The sequence below is a fragment of the Phenylobacterium sp. genome (assembly GCF_013911965.1).
GTDB lineage: Bacteria > Pseudomonadota > Alphaproteobacteria > Caulobacterales > Caulobacteraceae > Phenylobacterium.
The window spans coordinates 177,357-200,022 of sequence record NZ_JACESE010000008.1; the positions used below are offsets into that span (position 1 = coordinate 177,357).

General features: G+C 69.9%; 21 protein-coding genes and 1 pseudogene. 9 read left to right on the forward strand and 13 right to left on the reverse strand.

Translation table 11 applies throughout. The features are described from left to right. Positions 1 to 50 precede the first annotated feature (50 nt). From H2041_RS10390 to H2041_RS10405, 4 genes are all read left to right on the forward strand, one after another. Positions 51 to 599 carry a shikimate kinase gene (locus H2041_RS10390; protein WP_293412332.1) on the forward strand — a complete coding sequence of 183 codons (549 nt, stop codon included), beginning with the start codon at positions 51 to 53 and terminating at the stop codon, positions 597 to 599. Further along, positions 596 to 1,723: a 3-dehydroquinate synthase gene (gene aroB / locus H2041_RS10395; RefSeq protein WP_293412334.1), complete on the forward strand. Its 1,128-nt coding sequence runs from the start codon at positions 596 to 598 to the stop codon at positions 1,721 to 1,723. The genes H2041_RS10390 and aroB overlap by 4 nt, the downstream gene beginning before the upstream one ends. Continuing rightward, positions 1,720 to 3,009 (forward strand): HlyC/CorC family transporter, encoded by a 1,290-nt coding sequence (locus tag H2041_RS10400; RefSeq protein WP_293412336.1) that lies wholly within the window; start codon positions 1,720 to 1,722, stop codon positions 3,007 to 3,009. The genes aroB and H2041_RS10400 overlap by 4 nt, the downstream gene beginning before the upstream one ends. Positions 3,010 to 3,204: 195 nt before the next feature. After that, positions 3,205 to 3,579 carry a response regulator gene (locus H2041_RS10405; protein WP_293412338.1) on the forward strand — a complete coding sequence of 125 codons (375 nt, stop codon included), beginning with the start codon at positions 3,205 to 3,207 and terminating at the stop codon, positions 3,577 to 3,579. A 17-nt stretch (positions 3,580 to 3,596) separates the two neighbouring features. Here H2041_RS10405 and H2041_RS10410 read toward each other — a convergent pair whose 3' ends face one another. The 4 genes from H2041_RS10410 to H2041_RS10425 form a co-directional block, all read right to left on the reverse strand. Next, complete coding sequence (locus tag H2041_RS10410; protein ID WP_293412340.1) at positions 3,597 to 5,849, reverse strand: xanthine dehydrogenase family protein molybdopterin-binding subunit; 2,253 nt, start codon at positions 5,847 to 5,849, stop codon at positions 3,597 to 3,599. After that, the gene (locus H2041_RS10415) at positions 5,846 to 6,799 is read right to left on the reverse strand and encodes a xanthine dehydrogenase family protein subunit M (protein ID WP_293412342.1); all 954 of its coding nucleotides are present in this window, start codon (positions 6,797 to 6,799) and stop codon (positions 5,846 to 5,848) included. Before H2041_RS10415 ends, H2041_RS10410 begins: the two co-directional genes overlap by 4 nt. After that, positions 6,796 to 7,302 carry a 2Fe-2S iron-sulfur cluster-binding protein gene (locus tag H2041_RS10420; protein ID WP_293412344.1) on the reverse strand — a complete coding sequence of 169 codons (507 nt, stop codon included), beginning with the start codon at positions 7,300 to 7,302 and terminating at the stop codon, positions 6,796 to 6,798. Before H2041_RS10420 ends, H2041_RS10415 begins: the two co-directional genes overlap by 4 nt. Before the next feature lie 68 nt (positions 7,303 to 7,370). Next, positions 7,371 to 7,646: a BolA family transcriptional regulator gene (locus H2041_RS10425; RefSeq protein ID WP_293412346.1), complete on the reverse strand. Its 276-nt coding sequence runs from the start codon at positions 7,644 to 7,646 to the stop codon at positions 7,371 to 7,373. Positions 7,647 to 7,699: 53 nt separating this feature from the next. Here H2041_RS10425 and H2041_RS10430 point away from each other — a divergent pair, with 53 nt between their 5' ends. Both H2041_RS10430 and H2041_RS10435 read left to right on the forward strand, forming a co-directional pair. After that, entirely contained in the window at positions 7,700 to 8,359 is a 660-nt protein-coding gene (locus H2041_RS10430) for a J domain-containing protein (RefSeq protein WP_293412348.1), read from the forward strand. A gap of 41 nt (positions 8,360 to 8,400) precedes the next feature. Continuing rightward, the gene (locus H2041_RS10435; RefSeq protein WP_293412350.1) at positions 8,401 to 9,654 is read left to right on the forward strand and encodes a serine hydrolase; all 1,254 of its coding nucleotides are present in this window, start codon (positions 8,401 to 8,403) and stop codon (positions 9,652 to 9,654) included. On the opposite strand, the gene H2041_RS10440 is transcribed toward H2041_RS10435, so the two are convergent. The 5 genes from H2041_RS10440 to H2041_RS10460 all read right to left on the reverse strand — a co-directional run bounded on the left by H2041_RS10440 (position 9,629) and on the right by H2041_RS10460 (position 17,103). Beyond that, positions 9,629 to 10,729 carry a mechanosensitive ion channel family protein gene (locus H2041_RS10440; RefSeq protein ID WP_293412352.1) on the reverse strand — a complete coding sequence of 367 codons (1,101 nt, stop codon included), beginning with the start codon at positions 10,727 to 10,729 and terminating at the stop codon, positions 9,629 to 9,631. The genes H2041_RS10435 and H2041_RS10440 overlap by 26 nt on opposite strands. 120 nt (positions 10,730 to 10,849) lie before the next feature. Then, positions 10,850 to 11,233, reverse strand: a complete 384-nt coding sequence (locus tag H2041_RS10445) for a hypothetical protein (RefSeq protein ID WP_293412354.1) — start codon at positions 11,231 to 11,233, stop codon at positions 10,850 to 10,852. A gap of 80 nt (positions 11,234 to 11,313) precedes the next feature. Further along, entirely contained in the window at positions 11,314 to 12,726 is a 1,413-nt protein-coding gene (locus tag H2041_RS10450) for a TolC family protein (protein WP_293412356.1), read from the reverse strand. Further along, positions 12,723 to 15,926 carry an efflux RND transporter permease subunit gene (locus tag H2041_RS10455; protein WP_293412358.1) on the reverse strand — a complete coding sequence of 1,068 codons (3,204 nt, stop codon included), beginning with the start codon at positions 15,924 to 15,926 and terminating at the stop codon, positions 12,723 to 12,725. Before H2041_RS10455 ends, H2041_RS10450 begins: the two co-directional genes overlap by 4 nt. Before the next feature lie 28 nt (positions 15,927 to 15,954). Continuing rightward, entirely contained in the window at positions 15,955 to 17,103 is a 1,149-nt protein-coding gene (locus H2041_RS10460; RefSeq protein WP_293412360.1) for an efflux RND transporter periplasmic adaptor subunit, read from the reverse strand. Positions 17,104 to 17,226: 123 nt separating this feature from the next. On the opposite strand from H2041_RS10460, the gene H2041_RS10465 reads away from it, so the two are divergent. Continuing rightward, positions 17,227 to 17,814 (forward strand): TetR/AcrR family transcriptional regulator, encoded by a 588-nt coding sequence (locus H2041_RS10465; RefSeq protein ID WP_293412362.1) that lies wholly within the window; start codon positions 17,227 to 17,229, stop codon positions 17,812 to 17,814. Positions 17,815 to 17,820: 6 nt separating this feature from the next. On the opposite strand, the gene H2041_RS10470 is transcribed toward H2041_RS10465, so the two are convergent. Beyond that, complete coding sequence (locus tag H2041_RS10470; RefSeq protein ID WP_293412364.1) at positions 17,821 to 18,750, reverse strand: aminoglycoside phosphotransferase family protein; 930 nt, start codon at positions 18,748 to 18,750, stop codon at positions 17,821 to 17,823. Next, on the reverse strand, positions 18,747 to 19,619 hold the full coding sequence (locus tag H2041_RS10475; protein ID WP_293412366.1) for a TauD/TfdA family dioxygenase: 873 nt from the start codon (positions 19,617 to 19,619) through the stop codon (positions 18,747 to 18,749). Before H2041_RS10475 ends, H2041_RS10470 begins: the two co-directional genes overlap by 4 nt. A gap of 89 nt (positions 19,620 to 19,708) precedes the next feature. Here H2041_RS10475 and cobS point away from each other — a divergent pair, with 89 nt between their 5' ends. Next, positions 19,709 to 20,713 carry a cobaltochelatase subunit CobS gene (gene cobS / locus H2041_RS10480; protein WP_293412368.1) on the forward strand — a complete coding sequence of 335 codons (1,005 nt, stop codon included), beginning with the start codon at positions 19,709 to 19,711 and terminating at the stop codon, positions 20,711 to 20,713. A gap of 78 nt (positions 20,714 to 20,791) precedes the next feature. Here the strand turns inward: cobS and H2041_RS10485 are convergent, their stop codons facing one another. After that, positions 20,792 to 21,103 (reverse strand): hypothetical protein, encoded by a 312-nt coding sequence (locus tag H2041_RS10485; protein WP_293412370.1) that lies wholly within the window; start codon positions 21,101 to 21,103, stop codon positions 20,792 to 20,794. 270 nt (positions 21,104 to 21,373) lie between these two features. Here H2041_RS10485 and H2041_RS10490 point away from each other — a divergent pair, with 270 nt between their 5' ends. Then, positions 21,374 to 22,579 (forward strand): DUF3089 domain-containing protein, encoded by a 1,206-nt coding sequence (locus H2041_RS10490; RefSeq protein ID WP_293412372.1) that lies wholly within the window; start codon positions 21,374 to 21,376, stop codon positions 22,577 to 22,579. Here the strand turns inward: H2041_RS10490 and H2041_RS10495 are convergent. After that, a pseudogene (locus H2041_RS10495) lies at positions 22,576 to 22,666 on the reverse strand (IS5/IS1182 family transposase); the annotation flags it as partial. The gene H2041_RS10490 and the pseudogene H2041_RS10495 sit on opposite strands and share 4 nt — an antisense overlap.

The following is a 22,666-nucleotide window of genomic DNA, read 5'->3' on the forward strand; positions in this document are numbered from 1 at the left end:
CGGGGTCGGATTGGCGTGGGCGGCGCGGCTCGTGTAAAGCCTTGCCGCCCATGGATCGCTACGCCCCCCTCCGCAACCGGACCATCGCCCTCGTCGGTCTGATGGGTGTCGGCAAGTCGAGCGTCGGACGCCGGCTGGCCAACGCCCTGGACCTGCCCTTCCGCGACGCCGACACCGAGGTGGAGGCCGCGGCCGGCCGATCCATCAAGGACATCTTCGCCGACATGGGCGAGGCCGCCTTCCGCGAGGGCGAACGCCGCGTGATCGCCCGACTGCTGGACGAGCCGCCGCACGTCCTGGCCACCGGCGGCGGCGCCTTCATGAACGCCGAGACCCGCGAGCTGCTGAAGCGCAAGGCCCTCGTGGTCTGGCTGAAGGCCGACCTCGACATCCTGGCCCGCCGGGTCGGGCGCAAGGACACCCGTCCCCTGCTGAAGGACGCCGATCCCATGGCGGTCCTGAAGGCGCAGGCCGAGGCGCGCTATCCCACCTATGCCGAAGCCCACGTCACCGTGCAGACCGGCGACACGCCCCACCACGTGGCGGTCGGTCAGGTGATCGACGGCCTGACCCGCTACCTGGAGGAGGCCGGCTCATGAGCGTGACCATTCCCGTCGGCCTGGGCGACCGGGCCTATGACGTCCGCATCGGCGGCGGGCTCATGGCCGAGGCCGGGGCCCACATCCGTCCGCTCCTCAAGCGCGGCCGTGTCGCCGTGGTCAGCGACGCCACGGTCTGGGCCCTGCACGGCGAAGCCCTGACCTCTGCGCTGGCGCGCGCCGACATCGTCGCCAGCCCCGTCATCGTCCCGGCGGGCGAGGGCTCGAAGAGCTTCGAGATGCTCGCCCGGGTCAGCGACGACCTGCTGGCCCTGGAACTCGATCGCGGCGACCTGATCGTCGCCTTCGGCGGCGGCGTGGTCGGCGATCTCGCGGGCTTTGCGGCGGCCATCTACAAGCGCGGCATCGACTTCGTTCAGATCCCCACGACGCTCCTGGCCCAGGTGGACTCCTCCGTCGGCGGCAAGACGGCCATCGACACCCCGCGTGGCAAGAATCTGATCGGCGCCTTCCACCAGCCACGGCTGGTCCTGGCCGACCTGGACGTCCTGTCCACCCTGCCCCGCCGCGAAATGCAGGCCGGCTACGCCGAGGTCATCAAGTACGGCCTGCTCGGCGACTTCGCCTTCTTCGAATGGCTGGAGGCGAACGGGCCGGGCGTGCTCTCCCGCCAGACTGAGGCCCTGACCCGCGCCGTCGCCCGCTCCGTGGAGATGAAGGCCGAGATCGTCGCGCAGGACGAGCGTGAGGCCGGCCGCCGGGCGCTGCTCAATCTCGGCCACACCTTCGGCCACGCCCTGGAGGCCGAGACCGGCTACGGCGAGGCCCTGCTGCACGGCGAGGCCGTCGCCGCCGGCATGGCCATGGCCTTCCGTTTCTCCGCCCGCCAGGGGCTTTGTCCCCGCCAGGACGCCGAGCGCGCCCAGGCCGCCATCGCCGCCGTGGGTCTGCCGGTGCGCATGGACGAGGTGGCGGGCTATCCCTTCGACGCCGACGCGCTCGTCCGCCACATGGGCCAGGACAAGAAGGCGGAGGGCGGTCGCCTGACCTTCATCCTGGCGCGCGCCCTCGGCGAAGCCTTCGTGGCCAAGGACGTGGACGCCGGCGCCATCCGGGACTTCCTGATCGAAGACGGCGCGGTCGCCGAAGGCGCCGCCGCATGATCACCGCCGTCCTGATCGGCCTCGCGCCGGCGATCATCTTCCTGCTCTTCTGTTCGGCCATGATCTCGGGCACCGAGACGGCGATGACGGCCGCCAGCCGCAGCCGCATGCACAAGCTGGAGCGTGACGGCGACAAGGCGGCCGGTCGCGTCAACCGGCTGATCGACGACCAGGAGAAGATGATCGGGGCGATCCTCCTCTCCAACAACGCCATCAATATCGGCGCCTCGGCCCTGGCGACGACGGTGCTCACGACGGCCATTCCCGGACCGACGGGGGCCCTGATCGCCACCGTCACCATGACCGCCCTGGTGGTGATCTTCGCCGAGATCCTGCCCAAGACCCTGGCCATCGCACAGCCGGACCAGGCGGCGCGCATCCTCTCCATCCCGGCCACCTGGATCGTGCGGATCTTCGGCCCGCTGGCCACCGGCGCCCAGTGGATCGTGCGCCTGACGCTGCGGCCCTTCGGCATCAAGCTGGACATGGAGACCGACGTGCTGGCGGCCCACGAGGAGATCCGCGGCGCGGTGGAGTACCACCACTCCGAAGGCCTGGTGGAGAACCGCGACCGGCTGATGCTGGGGGGCGTGCTCGATCTGGCGGAGATGGACGTCGGCCAGGTGATGGTGCACCGCAAGTCCATCGCCATGGTCGATGTCGGCCTGCCGGTGCGCGAGTTCGTCGAGGCCGTGCTGGAGAGCGCGCACACGCGCATGCCGCTCTACAAGGACGACCCGGAGAACATCGTCGGCGTGATGCACGCCAAGGACCTGCTGCGCGCCCTGGCCCAGGCCGACGGCGACATGGACCGGCTCGACATCCTGGCCATCGCCCGGGAGCCCTGGTTCATCCCCGACACGACGAACCTGAAGGACCAGCTCAACGCGTTCCTCAAGCGCCACACCCATTTCGCCCTGGTGGTGGACGAATACGGCGGGCTGAAGGGGCTGATCACCCTGGAAGACATCCTCGAGGAGATCGTCGGCGAGATCGAGGACGAGTACGACGTCGCCATCCCCGGCGTGCGGCCGCAGCCGGACGGGACGGTCAATGTCGACGGCTCGGTGCCCATCCGCGATCTGAACCGCGCCATGGACTGGGACCTGCCCGACGAGGACGCCGTGACGGTGGCCGGCCTTGTGATCCACGAGGCCCAGACCATCCCGCGCGTGGGCCAGACCTTCATCTTCCACGGCCACCGGTTCCAGATCGTCCGGCGCGAGCGCAACCAGATCACCGCCCTTCGGGTGAGCAGTCCCATCGAGACGCCGACCGAGGACTGAAGGAACCAACGCCTCGCGGCTGCGTTGCTTGCGCCTGTGGGTGTGGGTAGGCCAAGCTTCCGATGACGGGATTCACGAAACGCGCGGGTGCGACCATGTCGTACACGTTGGACGTGAGATCGCAGGCGACTTCGCCGGCGGTCGCGCTATGCTGCGCCATTAAGTGTCTGAAAACGCGTTCCGGAGCCGCCCTCTATGACTGACGTCACCAAGCTTCAGGGCCTGAAGGTCCTGGTCGTGGAGGACGAGATGATGGTCTCGATGCTGATCGAGGACATGCTCGGCGACTTGGGCTGCACTGTGGTCGGCCCCGCCTCACGCATCGAAGAGGCGTTCGAACTGGCCAAGAGCGCCGAGATCGACTGCGCCGTTCTCGACGTCAACCTCGGCGGCCAGCCGATCTTCCCGCTGGCCGACGTGCTGCGCGAGAAGGGTGCGCCCTTCGCCTTCGCCACAGGCTACGGCGATGCGGGCCTGCGCGAGGTCGACAAGGGGACGCCGGTTCTCCAGAAGCCCTTCCGGGAAAGCGACCTGGCGCGGATTCTGGGCGAACTCCACGCCAAGGTCTAAGCCCCGGCGGCGGCCCGTCAGGGCAGCGCCGCCAGCACCTTCTCCGGCGTGAGCGGATAGTCTCGCACCCGCGCCCCGCAGGCGTTGTAGACGGCGTTGGCGATGGCCGCGCCGGCGCCGGCGATGCCGAGTTCGCCCACGCCCTTGATCCCCATGGGGTTGGCCTTGTCGTCCGCCTCGTCCAGGAACATGGCCGAAAGGCCCGCGATGTCGGCGTGCGCCGGCACGTGGTAGCCGGCCAGGTCCTGGGCCAGGAACGAGCCGTAGCGCGGATCGACCTCGTTGTATTCGTGGAGCGCCGTGCCGACGCCCCAGATCATGCCGCCGGTGATCTGGCTCATCGCCGTCTTGGCGTTGAGGATCCGCCCCGCCGCAAAGACCCCGAACATCCGGCGCAGGCGCGTCTCCCCGGTGTCGGGATCGACGCCGACCTCGGCGAAGTGGGCTCCGTAGGTGTGCTGCGAGTAGTCCCGGGCGTCGGCGGCGGGCGTGATGGCGCCCTCCACATAGACGCCGTCCGGCGCGGCGCGGGCCACCAGCCGGTCGAGCGGCTCGGCGCGGTTGGCCACGGCGATGTTGCCGCTGCCGAAGGTCACCAGCTCCGGATCGTCGCCGTAGAGGGGCGAATGAGGGTCGCCCGTCGCCAGCTCCGCCAGCGCCCTGCGCAGGTTCATGCCGGCCGCGAAAGCCGCCGAGCCCGCGGTGGCCGCGCCGAACTGACCGCCCGAGCCGGGGGCGGGCGGGAAGTCGGAATCACCGAGCTCCACCCTCACCTGCTCCAGCGGCACGCCGAGCGTCTCGGCGGTGATCTGGGCGAGGATGGTGTAGGTGCCGGTGCCGATATCGGTCATGCCCTGGCGCAGGGTGACGGTCCCGTCGGCGTCGATGCGCACGCCCGCCTTGGCCGGCAGCAGGAAGTTGCCGCGGATCGCGGCGGCCATGCCCATGCCCACCAGCCAACGGCCGTCGCGCACCTGACCCGGCTTCGGGTTGCGGCGATCCCAGCCGAAGCGCTGCGCGCCCTCGGTCAGGCAGCGCGCCAGCTGGCGGACGGAGAAGGGCTTGCCCGTCTCCGGATCGCGCTCCGGCTCGTTGCGCAGGCGCAATTCGACAGGGTCGAGCCCCAGGCGCTCGGCCAGTTCGTCCATGGCGCATTCGAGGCTGAGCATGCCCGAGGCCTCGCCCGGCGCCCGCATGGGGCCGGCGGCGGGGATGTCGAGCTTGACCAGCCGGTGGCCGGTGAGCCGGTTGGGCGCGGCATAGAGGCTGCGCGAGAAGTTGGCGGCGTGCTCGGTGAAGGGGACCTCGCGCCGGCAGTGGGTGACCGCCTCCAGCGCAAAAGCGTCGAGCGTCCCGTCGGGCTGGGCGCCCAGGCGCACGCGCATCCGCACCGCGGGGCGATGGATGGTGGCCTGCATCATCTGCTGGCGGGTGTAGGCGATCTTCACCGGACGCCCGAGTTCGCGCGCCGCCAGCGCCGAAAGCGTCAGGTCGTCGTAGGACTGGCCCTTTCCGCCGAAGCCGCCGCCGATATAGCGCGTCAGCAGGCGCACCTTGTCCGACGGCAGCATGAGGGTCTCGGCCAGCGTGTGCTGTCCGCCCTTCACCATCTGGATCGAGGTGTGGACCGTGACCTTGTCGCCCTCCCACCAGGCGGTGGTGGCGCAGGGCTCCATCTGAGCGTGGTTCTGGATGGGGCTGGTATAGGTCTCGTCCAGCGTGACCGGCGCCTTGGCGAAGGCGGCCTCGAAGTCGCCGACGCGCACGTCCTCCTCGCCCTCGGGCTGCTCGCCCTTGGCGAGGTTCTCCTCGAAGATCAGGTCGGCCGGCTCGGCGGCGAACTCGAAGCGGATCAGGGCGGCCGCCGCGCGGGCGTTCTCGAAGCTGTCGGCGACGACGAAGCCCACATGCTGGCCGAAGTGCTCGACCCGGTCGTCGGCGAGGGCCGGATTGGCGCCGCGCTGGCTGCGCGGATTCAGCTTCGCGCCACGTTCGCCCTGTTTGGGCGCATTGCGATGGGTCCAGACCAGCAGGACGCCGGGCGCGGCCTCGGCGGCGGCGGTGTCGACGGCGACCACCCGGCCTCGGGCGATCGGCGCGCCGACCAGGAAGCCGTAGGCCGGCGGCGAGGGCGGCTCGACCTCGTAGGCGTAGGGCGCCTGACCCGTGACCTTCAGCCGGCCCTCATAGCGATCGACGCCTTTGCCGATCAGGCCGCCGCGGTTCTCGCTGATGGGGTTGGGCGCTTCCCAGTCCTTGACGGAGCTCATCGGGCCCTCCCCTGGCGCGTGGCGTCGATGCTGGCGGCGCCGAGGCGCTCGAACAGCCTGATCTTGAAGTCGTTGCGGCCGTCGGTGCGGGCGGCGGCCAGTTCGGCCCGCATGGCCTGGGCGGGCGCGGCGCCCTCCTCCAGGGCCTGCTCGGCGGCCTCGGCGCGCCAGGGCTTGTGGGCGGCGGCGCCCAGGGCCACCCGGCCGCCGGCGACGGCCACGCTGCCGATGGCGAAGGCGTAGGAGGCCCGCTCGCGCGCCTTGCGGTAGATCTGTCCGCCCGGCGGAGGCGGGGGCAGGACGACGGCGGTGATCATCTCGCCCGGCATCAGCTCGGTCTCGATGTGCGGCGTCTCGCCGGGCAGGCGGTGCAGCCCCTCAACGGCCAGCAGCCGGTTCTCGCCCGTCGCGGCCTGTGTCTCGACCTTGGCGTCCAGCGCCACCAGCGCCACGGCCATGTCCGAAGGATGGGTGGCGATGCAGGCTTCGCTGGCGCCGAAGATGGCGGTGTTGGGGTTGATCCCGCCGAGGGCCGAACAGCCCGCGCCCGGCTGCCGCTTATTGCAGGGCTTGGTGGTGTCGTAGAAGTAGGGGCAGCGGGTCCGCTGCAGCAGGTTGCCCGCCGTCGTCGCCTTGTTGCGTAGCTGACCGGAGGCGCCGGAGACGATGGCCTGGACCAGCGCCGGATAGCGTTCGCGCACCCGGGGATCGGCGGCCACCTGGCTGTTGGTCGTGACGGCGCCGAGGCGCAGTCCGCCGTCGGCGGTCTCCTCGATCTGGCCGAGCGGAAGGCGCGAGACGTCCACCAGATGGGCCGGCTGCTCGATCTGCAGCTTCATCAGGTCGACCAGGTTGGTGCCCCCCGCGATGAACTTGGCGCCCGGGCGTTCGGCGACGAGAGCCAGCGCCGAGGCCACGTCGCCCGCACGCTCATAGGTGAAGGGCTTCATGCCGGCTCTCCCGCGGCGGCGCGGATGGCCTCGACGATCTGGGGATAGGCCGAGCAGCGGCAGAGATTGCCGCTCATGCGCTCGCGGATCTCGGCGTCCGTCAGGCTGACGGGGCCGGCCACGTCTTCGGTCGCGAGGCTCGGCCAGCCTTCGCCCACCTCGGCCAGCATGCCCACGGCCGAACAGATCTGGCCCGGCGTGCAGTAGCCGCACTGGAAAGCGTCGCGGTCGAGGAAGGCCGCCTGCATCGGGTGCAGATCGTCCGGCGAGCCCAGCCCCTCGATCGTCGTGATCTCGTCCCCTTCATGGCTGACCGCCAGCGACAGGCAGGCGTTGATCCGCCGGCCGTTCACCAGGACCGTGCAGGCGCCGCACTGGCCGTGGTCGCAGCCCTTCTTCGAACCCTTGAGGTCCAGCCGCTCGCGCAGGGCGTCGAGCAGGGTGGTGCGCGGGTCCAGGTCGAGCGTCGTCGCCTGCCCGTTGACGGTGAAACTGGTCTTCAAACGGCCTCTCCCCAATGGCCCGGCGGCCGAACGGCCCGCCGTAGAATTCTGTTGTCCTCGGCCGTCGCCTAGGCGGCCTCGCCGGGCGCGAGCGCCTTGACGGAAAGGGCGTGGACCGGCCCCGCCAGCTCCTCGGCGAGCGCCCGGTAGACCATGCGCTGGCGCGCGACCTTGGGCGCCCCGGCGAAGGCTTGCGCCTCAATCAGCACGTTGAAATGGCTTTCCCCGCCTTCGCGCGAGCCCGCGTGCCCCGCATGGCGCGAGGACTCGTCCTCGATCTCGAGTCGGACCGGCGCGAAGGCCGCGGTCAGCTTGTTGTGGATGGCATCAAATATGGCGCCCATCGGCCGCATCTTCAATTCTTCAAAACACAAAGAGACGCCCCCATACTTGGGCCATGCCCGGCGCGTTTCAATACAAGCCCAAGTTCGTCGACATCCGCGTTCGCCCGCCCAAGCCCGGCGAGGAGGCGCAGGCCGACGACGTCTATGCGCTCAAGCCTGGGGAAAGGCGCTGCGACCACCCCGGCTGCAGCATGCCCGCCAGCGCGCGCGCGCCCAAGTCGCGCGACATGATGAACGAGCACTACTGGTTCTGTCAGCCGCACGCGGCGGAGTACAATCGCAACTGGAACTTCTTCGCCGGCATGAGCGAGGGCGAGATCCGCGCCCGCCAGGAGGAGGAGCAGACCACGGGCGGCCGGCCGACCTGGGACTTCAAGGCCAGCCGCAACTCCCGGGAGTCTGCGGCCTTCGCCAGCAACTTCGCCCGCGGCAAGGGCGGCTATCGCGATCCGTTCAACATGTTCGGCCATGGCGGCGCCAGCGGTCCGGGGCCCGTAGCCCAGCCGAGCCGGCGTCTGGGCAAGATCGAACGCAACGCGCTCGCCGACCTCGATCTCGACGAGAACGCCGAGGGTCCGGCGATCCGCGCGCGCTACACCGAGCTCGTCAAGCGCTGCCACCCCGACGCCAACGGGGGCGACCGGTCGGCCGAGCACAAGCTGCAGCGGGTGATCAAGGCCTACCAGGCGCTGCGCAAGGCCGGCATGGTGTAGGATCAGGTCGAGGCAAGCGACGGAGAGCAGCGGGGGCGGACGTGCAGGGGGCGGAATTCTCCATCCGGCAGGCGCTGGATGACCGGAAGGCCAGACGCGCGAACCGCGCGCGCCGCCGCCGCCGCGCCCTGGTTCAGACGCTCGCCGGCGTATTCGGCTTCGCCGCGCTGGCGGCCGCCAGCCTTGTCCCCGATCAGCCGCCGCCCGGCGCGGGCGAGCAGCCGCGCGCGCAGTGGGTGAACCTGAGGATTCCGCCGCCTGTTCCGCAGCCGCCGGAAGCGCTCGCCGCCTATGTCGACGCCCTGGGGCGGAACTTCCGGGGCCGCGCGGGAATCGCGGTGCGAAGCCTGGAGGGCGGCTGGACGGCCGCCCACGACGCCGAAGGCCTGTACCCCCAGCAGAGCGTCAGCAAGCTGTGGGTCGCGCTCAGCGTCCTGGACGCGGTCGACCGGCAGGTCATCCGCCTGGACGACCCGGTCCTGGTGCGTCGGCAGGACCTCAGCATCTTCCACCAGCCGATCCGCGACTTCGTCGGCCCCCGCGGCTTCGCCACCAGCGTGGACGAGCTTCTGGAGAGCGCCACCACCAAGAGCGACAACGCCGCCAACGATGTCCTGATGCGGCTGGTCGGCGGCCCCGAAGCCGTTCGCGCGGTGATCGCGGAAAAGGAGCTTGGCGCCATCGGTCTGGCTGACGAGGAGCGCTACTTCCAGACGCAGATCGCCGGACTGGAATGGCGGGAGCAGTTCTCCTTCGGCCGCACCTTCTGGCGCGCCCGCTCGGCCATGCCCCAGGCGGAGCGGCGCGCGGCCCTGGAGGCCTATCTGGCGGAGCCGCCGGACGGCGCGACGCCTGTGGCGGTCGTCGAGGCGCTGGAGCGGCTGCACCGCGGCGAGCTGCTCTCGCCGGAATCGACCGAACTTCTGCTCACTCATCTGGGCGCCAGCCGAACCGGGCCCAACCGCCTGGGCGGGGGCCTCGCCGAGGGCTGGACCCTGGCGCACAAGACCGGCACAGGTCAGGTGATGGGGCCGCTCGCCACGGGCTACAACGACGTCGGCCTGCTGACGGCGCCGGACGGGGCGACCTATGCGGTCGCGGTGATGATCGCCGAGACCACCGCCACCATTCCCGAGCGTCAGGCCCTGATGCAGGCGGTCACGCGGGCGGTGATCGCCAGCCATGACGGTCTCGATCCGGCCGCGCCGCCCAGCGACGACTTCGAGTTCACGCCGTACGCGGCCGACCAGGAGACGGCCGAACTCGACCTCAGGCCGAAGCTGTCGAGGCGCTGAAGCCTTCCTGCCGCGGCGCGTCCAGTTCGAAGCGGTCGCGCGGCAGGATGTGGGGCATCTCCTTCTGCATCCAGGCGATCATCTTCTCGCGCACCTCGCAGCGCAGGTCGAAGGTGCTGGGCGCATTGCGGGAGCTGACCAGGCAGCGGACCTGGATCGTGCGCTCGCTGACCTCGGTGACGGCCAGGTTGATCACCTGCCCGTCCCACAGCGGCGAGGCCCGGGCGATCTCCTCCAGCTTGGCCCGCAGCACGTCGATGGGCGCGGTGTAATCCACATAGAGCATGACCGTTCCGATCAGGGAGGCCGTCTCCCGCGTCCAGTTCTGGAAGGGCTTCTGAATGAAATAGGTCAGCGGCAGGACCATGCGCCGCCAGTCCCACAGCCGGACCACGACATAGGTCGAGGTGATCTCCTCGATCCAGCCCCACTCCCCCTCGACGATGACGGCGTCGTCGATGCGGATCGGCTGCGTGGTGGCGATCTGGATGCCGGCGATCAGGTTGGTCAGGAAGGGCTGCAGGGCGAGGCCGGCGATGATGCCCGCAGCCCCGGCCGAGGCGAGCAGGCTGACCCCATACTGCCGCACCCCCGGAAAGCTCATCAGGGCCAGGCCGACCGTCAGCAGCCCGATGACGAGCGAGGCCGAGCGGGTGAGGATGCGCAGCTGGGTCAGGTGCTTGCGCGCCAGCAGGTTGTCCTCGGAATCGACCTTGTACTGCCGGGCGTGCAGGACGGCCCAGATGTCGATCGCCACGATCAGCGACCAGCCGATGAGGATGACGAAGCCGAAGGTCAGCACCCTCTGCAGCGCGATGGCGGATTCGGCGTTCATCGGCGCGAATTCGGCGGCCAGGCCGAGGCCCAGGATCAGGGCGGCCAGCCGCGTCGGCCGGCGCAGCTTGGGCAGCAGGGTCCGCCAGAAGCTCTCGCTCCGGCGCGTCAGCCGGCGCACCAGGGTGACGGCCATGTCGTGGAGCACGAAGGCCAGGGCGGCGAAGCCGGCGAAGATCAGCAGGTTCGCCGCCCAGACCGGCAACCATTCGGGACGATAGTCCAGGATGAGTTCCGCCATGCGTCCTCTCTCCCCCTCCTGTGAGACAAGGCCTCAACGCCGGACAGGGCGAATGGATCGGCGCGGGGCCGTAACGGGCTGCGGCGGGCCGGAGGGCGCCTGCGCGGCAGGCGCCCGGCCTCAGGGCGCGAAGCTGGACCGCGCCTTCACCCCCCAGTGGCCGTCCTCGCAGGTGATCACATAGATGGAGTCGAACCCGCCGATGACGCTGCCGTCCTTGCGGTATCGGGTGAAGCGGGTGTCGACATGGACCTTGTCCTCGCCCGAATGGATGACGTCGCGCCGCTCCCAGGCCGAGTGGTCCCAGTCCGCCAGCGAGGCGTGCTTGAAGGTGTCGAGGGTCAGGTCGCCCTTCTCGATGATCCGCAGCGTGTTCGAGGCCAGGCGGATCGAGGGGAAGTTGAAGGTCTTGGCGAAGGCCTCCATGTCGCGCGCGTTGAAGGCGGTCATGAAGGCGTCGAGCACCGCCATGGCGGCGGACTCGGACTGTGCGTTTCGGCTCATCGGCTCCTCCCGTCGGCCGTTCGCCGGCCGTGGGAGGAGCTTAGAGATCAAGTTCGGGCGAAGAGAAGGCGCCGCAAGCGTCAGTCGGCCTGAGCGGCCGCGGTCTGCCAGCCGCCGCCGAGCGCCCGGAAGACGGCGATCTGAGCGTTCGCCACCGCCGCCTGGGACTGGGCGAGCTGCGCCTCCAGGCTGGCCAGGGTCCGCTCGGCGTCGAGCACGGTGAGGAAGCTGTCCACCCCGGCGTCGAAGCGCATGCGCGACAGGCGCGCAGCCCGCGCCCCCTCGTCCCGCGCCCGCTGCAGGGCGGCCCGCTGCTCGAGCGCCTTGGCGTACTGGGTCAGGGCCGTCTCGGTCTCCTGCAGCGCCGTGAGGTTCGTCTGCTCGAACGTGGCGAGCGCCGACTCCGCCGCCGCCCCGGCCTGGGCGACCCGCGCGCGGGCGGCCAGGATGTTGGGGAAGCTCCAGCTGATCAGCGGCCCGACATTGAACTGGTAGTCGTCGCCCAGATCGCCGGAGTCCGCCGACAGCGTCGAGATGGCGCCGCCGAGGGTGACGTTCGGATAGAGGGCGGCCGTCGCCACGCCGATGCGGGCGGTGGCCGCGGCCAGGCGCCGCTCGGCGGCCCGGACGTCCGGACGTCGGGCCAGCAGGGCCGCGCCGTCGCCCACGGGGATCGCCGTCTCCACCTCGGGCACGATCTTGCACCCGGCCGCGGCGATGGGCGCCTCGGCAGGCGGGCGGCCGGTCAGAACGGCCAGCCGGAAGAGGGCGCTGTCGCGCTGCGCCTCCAGCGGCGGAATGGTCGAGCGCGTCGATTCCAGCTGCGTCTGGGCGCGGGCCACGTCCAGACCGGTGCCGCGCCCCAGGTCCAGCTGCTGGCGCGTCAGGTCGAAGGTGTCCTGCTGCAGCGACAGGGTCCGCTGGGCGGTGTCGATCTGCAGGTTGGCGGCGCAGAGGTCGGCATAGGCGCGCGCGGTCTCGGCCGCCACGGTGATGCGGGCCGAGTCCAGCAGGGCCTCGGCGGCGCCGGCGTCGGCGCGGGCGGCCTCGATCGAACGGCGGACGCGGCCGAAGAAATCGACCTCATAGGCCGCCTCGAAGCCGGCCTGGAAGGCGTCGGCCTCCTCGAAGACGCCGGTCTGCTGGTCCTGCTGACGCACCCGCTGGGCCGAGCCGGTCACCGTGGTCGAGGGGAGGAGGCCGGAACGGGCCTCGCCAAGCGCGGCGCGGACCTGCCGCAGGTTCGCCGCGGCCACCGCCACGTCGCGATTGGCGGCCAGCGCCTGTCCGACGAGATCGTCCAGCAGGGGATCGTCGTAGAGCCGCCACCACTGGTCGGGGACCCGCCCCGCCGTGAAGGGGCCGGCCTGCGCCGAGACGAATCCGCCGGTCTCCGTCGGCGGCGGCGTCGGGGTTTCATAGCTCGGGCCGACGGCGCAGGCGCTGAGCAGCGCGGCGCCCGCCGTCAGGGCGAGGATGGGCGAAAGGTTCACGGCCGCACCTCCTGGGCTTCGCCGTCATAGGTGGGGTGGCCCGAGGCCTGCGGCGCGCGCGGGGCGCGGGTGGGCAGGCGCGAGGCGAGCTTGCGGCAGACCACGTAGAAGGCCGGCGTGAAGACCAGGCCGAACACGGTCACGCCGATCATGCCGAACACCACGGCCGTGCCGAGCGCCTGACGCATCTCCTGGCCGGGGCCGGTGGCGAGCGCCAGGGGCAGGACGCCGAAGATGAAGGCGAAGGAGGTCATCAGGATCGGACGCAGGCGCGTCCGGGCCGCATGGACCGCCGCATCGAAGCGGTTCATGCCCATCTGGTCCTCCGCCTGCTTGGCGAACTCCACGATCAGGATGGCGTTCTTCGCGGCCATGGCGACCAGCACGATCAGGCCCACCTGGGTCAGGATGTTGTTGTCCATCCCGCGCACCCAGACCCCCAGCATGGCGGCCAGCACCGACAGCGGCACGATCAGGATGACCGCCAGCGGCAGGGTGAAGGCCTCGTACTGGGCCGCCAGCACCATGAAGACGAAGATGACGGCCAGGGAGAAGACGAGCAGGCCGGAGTCGCCCGCCGCCTTTTCCTGGTAGGCGAGCTCGGTCCACTCGAAGGACATGCCCGGCGGCAGGGTCTCGGCCGCCATCCGCTCCATCTCCGCCAGGGCTTCGCCGGAGGAGACGCCGGGCGCGGCGTTACCCAGCACCTCGGCCGAGGGGAAGAGGTTGAAGCGCACCACGCGGGCCGGACCGGCGTCGTCGCGCAGGGTCGCCACGGTGCCCAGCGGCGCCAGGCCGCCGGACGCCGTGCGGACCTTCAGGTTGGCGATGTCGGACACCTGCGAGCGGCCCGACGGCTCGGCCTGGGCGGTGACCCGGAAGGTGCGGCCCAGCATGTTGAAGTCGTTGACATAGGTGGAGCCGAGATAGGTGCCGAGCGTCTGGAAGACGTCGGCCGGCTGCACGCCCATCAGCAGGGCCTTCTGCCGGTCCACGTCGGCGGTCACGCGGGGCGCGCCGGTGTTGAACTGGTTGAAGACGCCGACGACCTTCGGATTCTGCGACGCCTGCATCATCAGGGCGTTGGCGGCCTGCTCCAGCTCGGCGTAGCCGGCGCCCGAGCGGTCCTGGACCATCATCTTGAAGCCGCCGGCGTTGCCCATGCCCTCCACGGGCGGGGGCGCCAGGACGAAGATGTTGGCCTCCTCGATGGCGCCCATCTTGTGCATGATCATGCCGGACATGGCCTGGGCGTCGAGCTGCGAGCCGCGCTCGGCCCAGTCGTCCAGGCGGATGAAGATGGTCGCCGCGTTGGAGGCGTTGGAGAAGCTGGCCCCGTCCAGACCCACGAAGGCGGCCACGTTCTGGACGCCTTCGGTCTCGCCGATGGCCTGGGTCGCCCGCTGGACGATGGCGTCGGTGCGCTCGAGGGAGGCGCCGGGCGGCAGCTGGACCACGCCGATCAGCACGCCCTGGTCCTGTTCGGGGATGAAGCCCGTGGGCGTGGCGGCCAGGCGCCAGCCGGTCATGGCCAGAAGCCCGACATAGACGACCAGCACGATGAAGGTCATGCGCACGATGCGGGCGGTCAGCCGCCCGTAGCGGTCGCTGAGCCAGTCGAAGCCCTGGTTGAACTTGCCGGCCGCCGCCGAGAGGGGGGCGAGCCAGCGCGGGCCGTGCGCGCCCTCGCCGTCCTTGTGCGCCTTGAGCAGCAGGGCCGCGAGCGCCGGTGAGAGCGTCAGCGAGACGATCAGCGAGATCACCGTCGCCGCCGAAATGGTCACCGCGAACTGGCGGTAGAACATGCCCGGAATGCCGGCCACAAAGGCCGACGGGATGAACACGGCCACCAGCACCAGCGAGATGGCGATCAGGGCGCTGGAGACCTCCTTCACCGTCCGGTGGGCCGCCTCGCGCGGGCTCAAGCCCTCGCGGATGTTCCGTTCGACGTTCTCGACCACGACGATGGCGTCGTCGACGACGATGCCGACGGCCAGCACCAGGGCGAACAGCGACAGCGAATTCAGCGAGTAGCCGAGCGCCAGCTGGACGGCGAAGGTGCCGACGAGCGCGATCGGAATGGCCAGGATCGGGATGATGGCCGCCCGCCAGGTGTGCAGGAAGACGACCACCACGATGACGACCAGGAAGATGGCCTCGATCAGGGTGTGCTGGACGGCCTCCACCGAGGCGGCGACATATTCGGTCGGGTTGTAGGGGATCTCGTAGGCGACGCCCGGCGGGAAGTCGGCCTTGAGCTCTTCCATGGTGGCGATGACGTTCTCGGCGGTGGAGAGCGCGTTCGAGCCGGGCTGCTGCAGGATGGCCATGGCCACGCCGGGACGGCCCTGGAAGTAGCCGCGCACGCCGTAGTCCTGGGCGCCGAGCTCCACCCGCGCCACGTCGCGCAGGCGGATCACGCGACCGTCGGCGTCGGTGCGCAGCACCACGTCGCCGAATTCCTCCGGCGTGGTGAGGCGTCCCTGCACCTCGACGGGCAGTTCGTTGGCCACGGCCGGACCGAACGGCGGCTGGCCGATGGCGCCGCCGGCGGCCTGCAGGTTCTGAGCGCGCAGGGCCTCGACGATCTCGGTCGGCGTCAGGTTGCGGGCGGCGGCCTTGCCGGGGTCGATCCAGACGCGCATCGAATAGAGGCCGCCGCCGAAGATCTGGACCTCGCCCACGCCGTCGACCCGCAGCAGGCGGTCGCGGACCGTAGAGTTGGCGTAGTTGCCCACATAGTCGGTGTCGACCTCGCCGTCGGAGGAGACGAGGGCCACGACCATCAGGAAGCCGGTGGACTGCTTATTGACGATGACGCCGGTCTGGCGGACCTGCTCGGGCAGGCGCGGCTCGGCCAGGTTCACCCGGTTCTGGACCAGCACCTGAGCGGAATCGAGATCGGTGCCCGGCTGGAAGGTGACGGTGATCTGCACCGTGCCGTTGGAGGACGACGAGGTCATGTAGATCATGTCCTCGACGCCGTTGATCTCCTGCTCCAGCGGAGCGGCGACCGTCTCGGCCAGGGTCTCGGCCGAGGCGCCCGGATAGGAGGCGATCACCGCCACGGTCGGCGGCGCGATATCCGGATACTGCGACAACGGCAGCAGCGGATAGGCGAACAGGCCGATCAGGGTGATGAAGAGCGAGAGCACGCCGGCGAAGATCGGCCGCTCGATGAAGAAGTGCGAAAGACGCATGGGGGGTGTCCGGGCGCGATCTTGCGGATCAGTCGGCGCGCGTCGCCGAGGCGGCGGGAGCCGAGGTGAGGACGGGCGTATCGGGATCGTCGGACTGCGCCTGGCGCGTGATGCGGCCCGGCTGCGTCTGCACCGGCTGGCCGGGCATGGCCCGCTGGACGCCGCCGACGATCACCTTGTCGTCCGGGCGCAGGCCCGAGCGTACGACGCGCAGGCCGCCGCTGGCGGGACCGAGCTGAAGCGGCTTGACGCCCACCTTGCCGTCGGCGCCGACCACATAGGCCACGCGGCGCGGACCGTCGGTGACCACGGCGGTCTCGGGGATCATCAGGGCCTTGTAGGGCTCGGTGCCCACCATGCGGGCCTCGCCGAACATGCCGGGCTTCAGGAAGCCGTTCGGATTGGCGATGGTGGCGCGCAGGCGCACCGCGCCCGTGTCGCGATCGACGAGGGCGTCGACGAAGTCCACGCGCCCGGTCCAGCGATAGTCGGTCTCGTCCTGCAGCTTCACCTCGACCTGCGCGCCCTGGCGCTGGCCATTTTGCCGCTGATACTTCAAGAGCTGGGCTTCGGAGGCGTCGAAGGCGAAATGGATCGGGCTGACCGAAACGATGGTGGTGAGCACGTCGCCGGAGGAGGCGCCGCCGCTGATCACATTGCCCGGGTCGACCTGGCGCTGGGAGACGACGCCCGACACCGGAGCCGTCACGCGGGTGAACTCCACGTCCAGCCGGCGGGCGCGCAGAGTGGCCTCGGCCACCTGGGCCTGGGCCCTGCGGCTGTCGAACTCTTCCTGGGAGATGGCCTGGGCCTTCAGAAGCCCTTCGGCGCGGGCCAGGTCGGCGCGGGCGAGATCGGCCTGGGCCTGGGCGGCCGCGAGGGCCGCCTGCGCCGGGCGCGGATCCAGGGTGAAGAGGAGCTGGCCCTTGCGGACCGTCTGGCCGTCGCGGAAGTGCACGCCCTGGAGGTAGCCGCCCACGCGGGCCCGCACCTCGACGCGTTCCGGCGCCTCGAACCGGCCCGTGAAATCATCCCAGTCCACGAGGGTTTCCTGGAGCGGGACGGCCACCGAGACCGTTGGGGTCGGAGGCGCCTGACCCGCGTTAGATGGGTCGCCGCATCCGGCCATACCCAGAGCGGTCGCTGCGAAGACCGCAGCCACAAAGAGTGTACGCATGCCCTATCCCCAAGGCTCGCATCCCAGCTTGACGCTGGGTCATGTCAACAGGTGGTGACTTCCTAGTTGGGAAGGGCTGTGCTTGTCTACAAGTGTTGACACAAAAAATTCGGAGATGCCCGATTGGTCCCGCCGCTGAGCCCCGCCCGAGCCCGCAACGCCGCGGCCACGCGGGCCGCTATCCTGGACGCCGCGCGCAAGCGCTTCGCTCGCGAAGGCTATGACCAGACCGGCGTGCGGGAGATCGCCGCCGACGCCGGCGTCGATGCGGCGCTGATCTCGCGCTACTTCGGCGGCAAGGAGGAGCTGTTCGCCGAGGTGCTGTCCTGCGCGCCGAGCATCAACGAGCTCTTGGTGGAGGGACGCGAGGGCTTCGGGGAACGGCTGGCCCACATGCTGGCTGTGGAGCCCATGCGGGACGACAAGCTCGAGCTGATCCTCATCATGCTGCGGTCCGCCTCCTCGCCGAAGACCGCCGAGGCGGTGCGGCAGCACTCCGGCGCCTCCTTCTTCGGTCCGCTGGAGACCTTCATGGGCGGCGAGAACGCCGCCGTGCGCGCCCGCCTGCTGGGCTGTCTGATGCTCGGCGCGACCATGAACCGGATGATGCACGAGGACTTCATGCTCGACGACGAGCAGCGGCGGGAGCTGTGCGTCGAGCTGGCCCGGACCATCGATCACTACGTGTCGGGAGATGTCTGCGAGGGATAGGCCGGCTCAGGCCCTGGCCCAGGCCTCGGCGACCTCGAACATCCGGGGCCAGTCGGGGATGTCGAGCTTGCGGCAGAGCAGACCTGTCGAGACCGTCTCCAGATATCCCCAACGCCACACCGCCTCGGGATCGAGACCGCAAGGATCAGCCAGGGCCCGGCTGCGCCCCCGCCCCCGCTCCACCGCATCGCCCGCGAGGATGTCGTCCGGCCACTCGCGCATGAGCACGCCCAGATCATAGGCCGGCTCGATGAACAGGCCGTCGGGATCGATGAAGCGGAACGCTCCGTCCTCGCCCAGAAGCGCGTTGGCGGCATGGCCGTCCCCATGGGCGATCACGGCGCGCGCCGGATCGTGCGCCGCGGCCCGGTCCTCGGCATAGAGGCGGGCCCGCGAGATCACGGCGGCCGACAGGGGATGGCCCAGCTCGGCGGCCGTGGCGTCGATGAAGGCCATCAGGGCGTGGGCCTTCCCGCGTCCGTCGATCAGGCCGTCCGGATCGATCCGGACGGTCCAGGCGGCCTGGAACGCCGTGCAGAGGGCCGCCATCTCCGCCTCCGGCGGCCAGCCCATCTGGTCCAGCCGCCGGCCCAGGCGCTCGATCAGGAGCGCGCCGACCGTGGCGTCGACGGCGTAGAGCTCGGCATAGCCCCGGCCGCGCGCGGCCTGCAGGACCCGCGTCTGCGGACCGTCGACCTCGGCCCAGGGCGGGGCCATCTTCAACACGGCGGGACGACCGTCGCGGCAGGCCACCGCCAGGGCCAGCGACTCCGAACCTCCGTCCAGCACCCCCTCGAGGCGCAGCCGCCAGCGGTCCGCCACCTCGTCGACCCGCGCGGGCAGGCCGTCGAGCCAGTCGCGCCCGGCCTGGCCATGAGACGCCGCCCGCCGCTGCGCCGCGCCCGGCAGGGCGGCGACCAGGTCGGCTGTGTTCAAACCGGAACCTCGCCCGCGACCGTCGTGCGATGCATCACCCGCAGGTGGCCGTCATAGCCCCCCTCGGCGAAGTGGACCGTGCGGCGGTTGTCCCAGATGAGCAGGGTGTCCTTGGCCCAGCGGTGGCGGAAGATGAAGGCGTCCTGCGTCATGTGCTTGAAGAGGAAGCCGAGGATCGCCTGGCTCTCCTCCGGCGTCATGCCCTCGATCCCGACCGTATAAACAGGGCTGACGAAGAGCGCCTTGCGGCCGCTCACCGGATGGGTGCGCACGAGCGGGTGAGCGTGCGTCTTGTCGGCCTCGGGGCTGACGACGATCTGCATCGTCCGCTTCTCGGTCTCGCGGGCGAAGACGCCCTGCGTCCCATAGGCGCGGCTGGCGCTGTGCACCGCGCGCAGGGGCGCCAGCAGGTCCTTCATCACGGGCGAGAGCGCGTCATAGGCCGCCGCGCAGTCGGCGAAGAGGGTGTCGCCGCCGACGGGCGGGACGACCTGGGCGTGCAGCAGGGTGGCGGCCGGCGGTTCCGGCTGGAAACTCCAGTCCGAGTGCCAGCCGGCGCCGAAGTTGGTGGCCTTCTCGTCGGGCTCGCGGCGCAGCTCCAGGACGTTGGGGTGGCCGTCCATGGGCTTGATGAACGGATCGGCGCCGAAGGGCCCGAACTGCAGGGTCGCCGCCTCCAGCGCCTCCAGGCTCAGCGCCTGCCGGGGAAAGCTCAGGACGGCGTGCTCGGCCCAGGCGCGGAGCATCTCCTGGCGGACCGGTTCGGCGAGCGGCCGCGAGAGGTCGATCCCTTCGACCACAGCCCCGAATCCGGAGGCCTCCGGCGTCACCCGGATCGTCTCATAGTCCTTAAGGTCAAGGTTCGACATGGCGCCGGCGTTTCCTCTTTGGTTTTGATCGGCGGGCCTATGAAACACCCGTTTGCTTTGCGGGCGTAACCCTGTATGCGGGACGGGTCATGAGCGCGATTTCCGAACCCCAAGACGATCAGCTGCTGACCCTTGTCCCGGACAAGAAGGTTTCCGTTCGGGAAGCCTTCGGCGTCGACGTGGACATGACCGTGCCGGCCTTTTCGCACCGCGACAGCCATGTGCCGGAGATCGATCCGGCCTACCGCTTCGATCCCGAAACGACCAAGGCCATCTGCGCCGGCTTCGCCTACGACCGCCGCGTCATGGTCCAGGGCTATCACGGCACCGGCAAGTCGACCCACATCGAGCAGGTGGCGGCGCGCCTGAACTGGCCGCTGATCCGGGTGAACCTGGACAGCCATGTCAGCCGGATCGATCTGGTCGGCAAGGACGCCATCGTCCTGAAGGACGGCAAGCAGATCACCGAGTTCCGCGAAGGCATCCTGCCCTGGGCCATCCAGCGGCCCATCGCGCTCGTCTTCGACGAATACGACGCCGGCCGTCCGGACGTGATGTTCGTGATCCAGCGCGTGCTGGAGGCGCAGGGCAAGCTGACCCTGCTCGACCAGAACCGCGTGATCCGGCCGAACCCCTATTTCCGCCTGTTCTCGACGACCAACACCATCGGTCTGGGCGACACGACGGGCCTCTATCACGGCACCCAGCAGATCAACCAAGGCCAGATGGACCGCTGGTCGATCGTCACCACGCTCAACTATCTGGAGCACGACGTGGAGGCGGCCATCGTCCTGGCCAAGGCGCCCAACTACGACACGGCCGAGGGCAAGCGCACGATCAACGCCATGGTCCGCGTGGCCGACATGACGCGCAACGCCTTCATGAACGGCGACATCTCCACGGTGATGAGCCCGCGGACGGTGATCACCTGGGCGCAGAACGCCGAGATCTTCGGCGGCGACGTGGCGCTGGCCTTCCGCCTGACCTTCCTCAACAAGTGCGACGAGCTGGAGCGCGGCACAGTGGCCGAGTTCTTCCAGCGCGCCTTCGGCAAGGACCTGCCGGAGAGCACGGCGCGGGTGCGCGTGGCCTAAGGGCCGCCGGCCTCATCGAAAAAAGAACGGCGGCCGGGCGATCGGCCGCCGTTTTTCGTTTGCGGGCCTTGAGACCGCCTAGCGGCTCATCAGCGCGGTCAGCTTCTGGGCCTGACCCTCGGTCATGCAGCGCGGGGCGCTCCAGGCTTCGGCCGTGCCGTTCAGGGCTTCCTCGGCGGTGACGAACTTCGCCTCGCCATACTGCCGCTCGAAGGAGCGGCGGGTTTCGTCGGAGCGGTCGCAGACATAGACCACGCGCTCGCTACGGGCCTCAACGGCCTCGACGGCGGCGGCGTCCGTACCCTGACGCTGCGCATTTTGCGCTTCGCCGGCGTTCGCAGCGCCGGCGAGAAGAAGGGCGACCGCCGTGGACATCGCAAAAAACTTCATTTCTTTCCTCCACTTAGCGAGTCCATATGCACTGGACTTGAGGAAATCGTCTCACGGCGAAGGCGCCTTGTGAAGGATTTATGACGATTCGCCGTCATATTTGCGACAAACGGCCGCCACCATCCGCCTCCGGAGGCGCGACAGCCGGTATTCGTCAGTTAACGGACGTTTTTCTACAGTGGGGCGTGGCCGCCGATGCTTTACGGCACAGGCGGCTTGGGCGATGGTCCGACCCTTATTGATGCAAGCCGAATTGCACACGGGGAACACATGTCCAGGAAGATGATCGCCGCATTCACGGCGACGACGGGCGCGCTCGCCCTCGCCGCCGGGGTCTGGCACGCCCAGGCGCAGGATCAGGGGCCGCCGCCCAAGAACGACTATGCCGACAAGGCAAGCTGGCTCTGCTGGCCCGGGCGCGATGACGCCTGCGCCGGCGACAACACCACGACCGTGGTGAAGGCGAGCGGCGAGACGCAGGTCGAGACCTGGTCGGCCAATCCCGAGGCCCCGATCGACTGCTTCTACGTCTACCCCACCGTCTCCAACGATCCCGGCGTCATCAGCGACATGGAGGCCGGTCCGGAGGAGAAGCGCGTCGTCGAGCAGCAGCTCTCGCGCTTCGCCTCCCAATGCCGGGTCTATGCCCCGCTCTACCGCCAGTTCACCCTGACGGCGCTGAGGGCGATGGTGACGGGCACGCCCATGCCGGGCGCAGCGGCGCGGGCCAATACCGGCTATGAGGACGTGGTCGACGCCTGGAACTATTACCTCGAGCACGAGAACAACGGCCGCGGCGTGGTCCTGATCGGCCACAGCCAGGGCTCGGGCGTGCTGACCCAGCTGATCGCCAAGGAAATCGACGGCAAGCCGGTGCAGGACAAGCTGGTCTCAGCCCTGCTGATCGGGACCAACCTGCCGGTGAAGAAGGGCGAGACGACGGGGACGTTCAAGTCGGTGCCGCTCTGCGAATCCAAGACCCAGGTCGGCTGCGCCGTCGCCTATGTCAGCTTCCGCGAAGACGTGCCGCCGCCGGCCAACTCGCGCTTCGGCGTGCCGCGCGAGCCGGACGCGACGATGGAGGCGGCCTGCGTCAATCCGGCGAACCTGTCGGACCAGCCGGCGGAGATGCACGCCTACCTCGCCAGCAGCGGCAGCCTGCTCGGCTCCTCCGAAGAGCCGGGCGCTTGGGTGAAGGGCGGCGAGACGGTCACGACGCCCTTCGTTTCCGTCCCCGGCCTGCTGACCGGCCAATGCGTCCGCAAGGACGGATTCCACTATCTGGCGGTGAAGACCAACGCCGATCCGAGCGACCCGCGCACCGACGAGATCGCCGGCGACGTCGTTCAGAACGGCGTGGTGGCCAAGGACTGGGGCCTGCACCTGATCGACGTGAACCTGGCCATGGGCGACCTCGTCGCCCTCGTGAAGAGCCAGGGCGAGGCCTGGATGGCCAAGCAGGGTCACCAGCACTAGGGCGTGGACTCATAAGCTCTGAGCCACAGGCGGGTTGAGGCGAGCAGGACGGCGGCGAGGAAGTTCCTGGCCAGCTTGTCGAAGCGC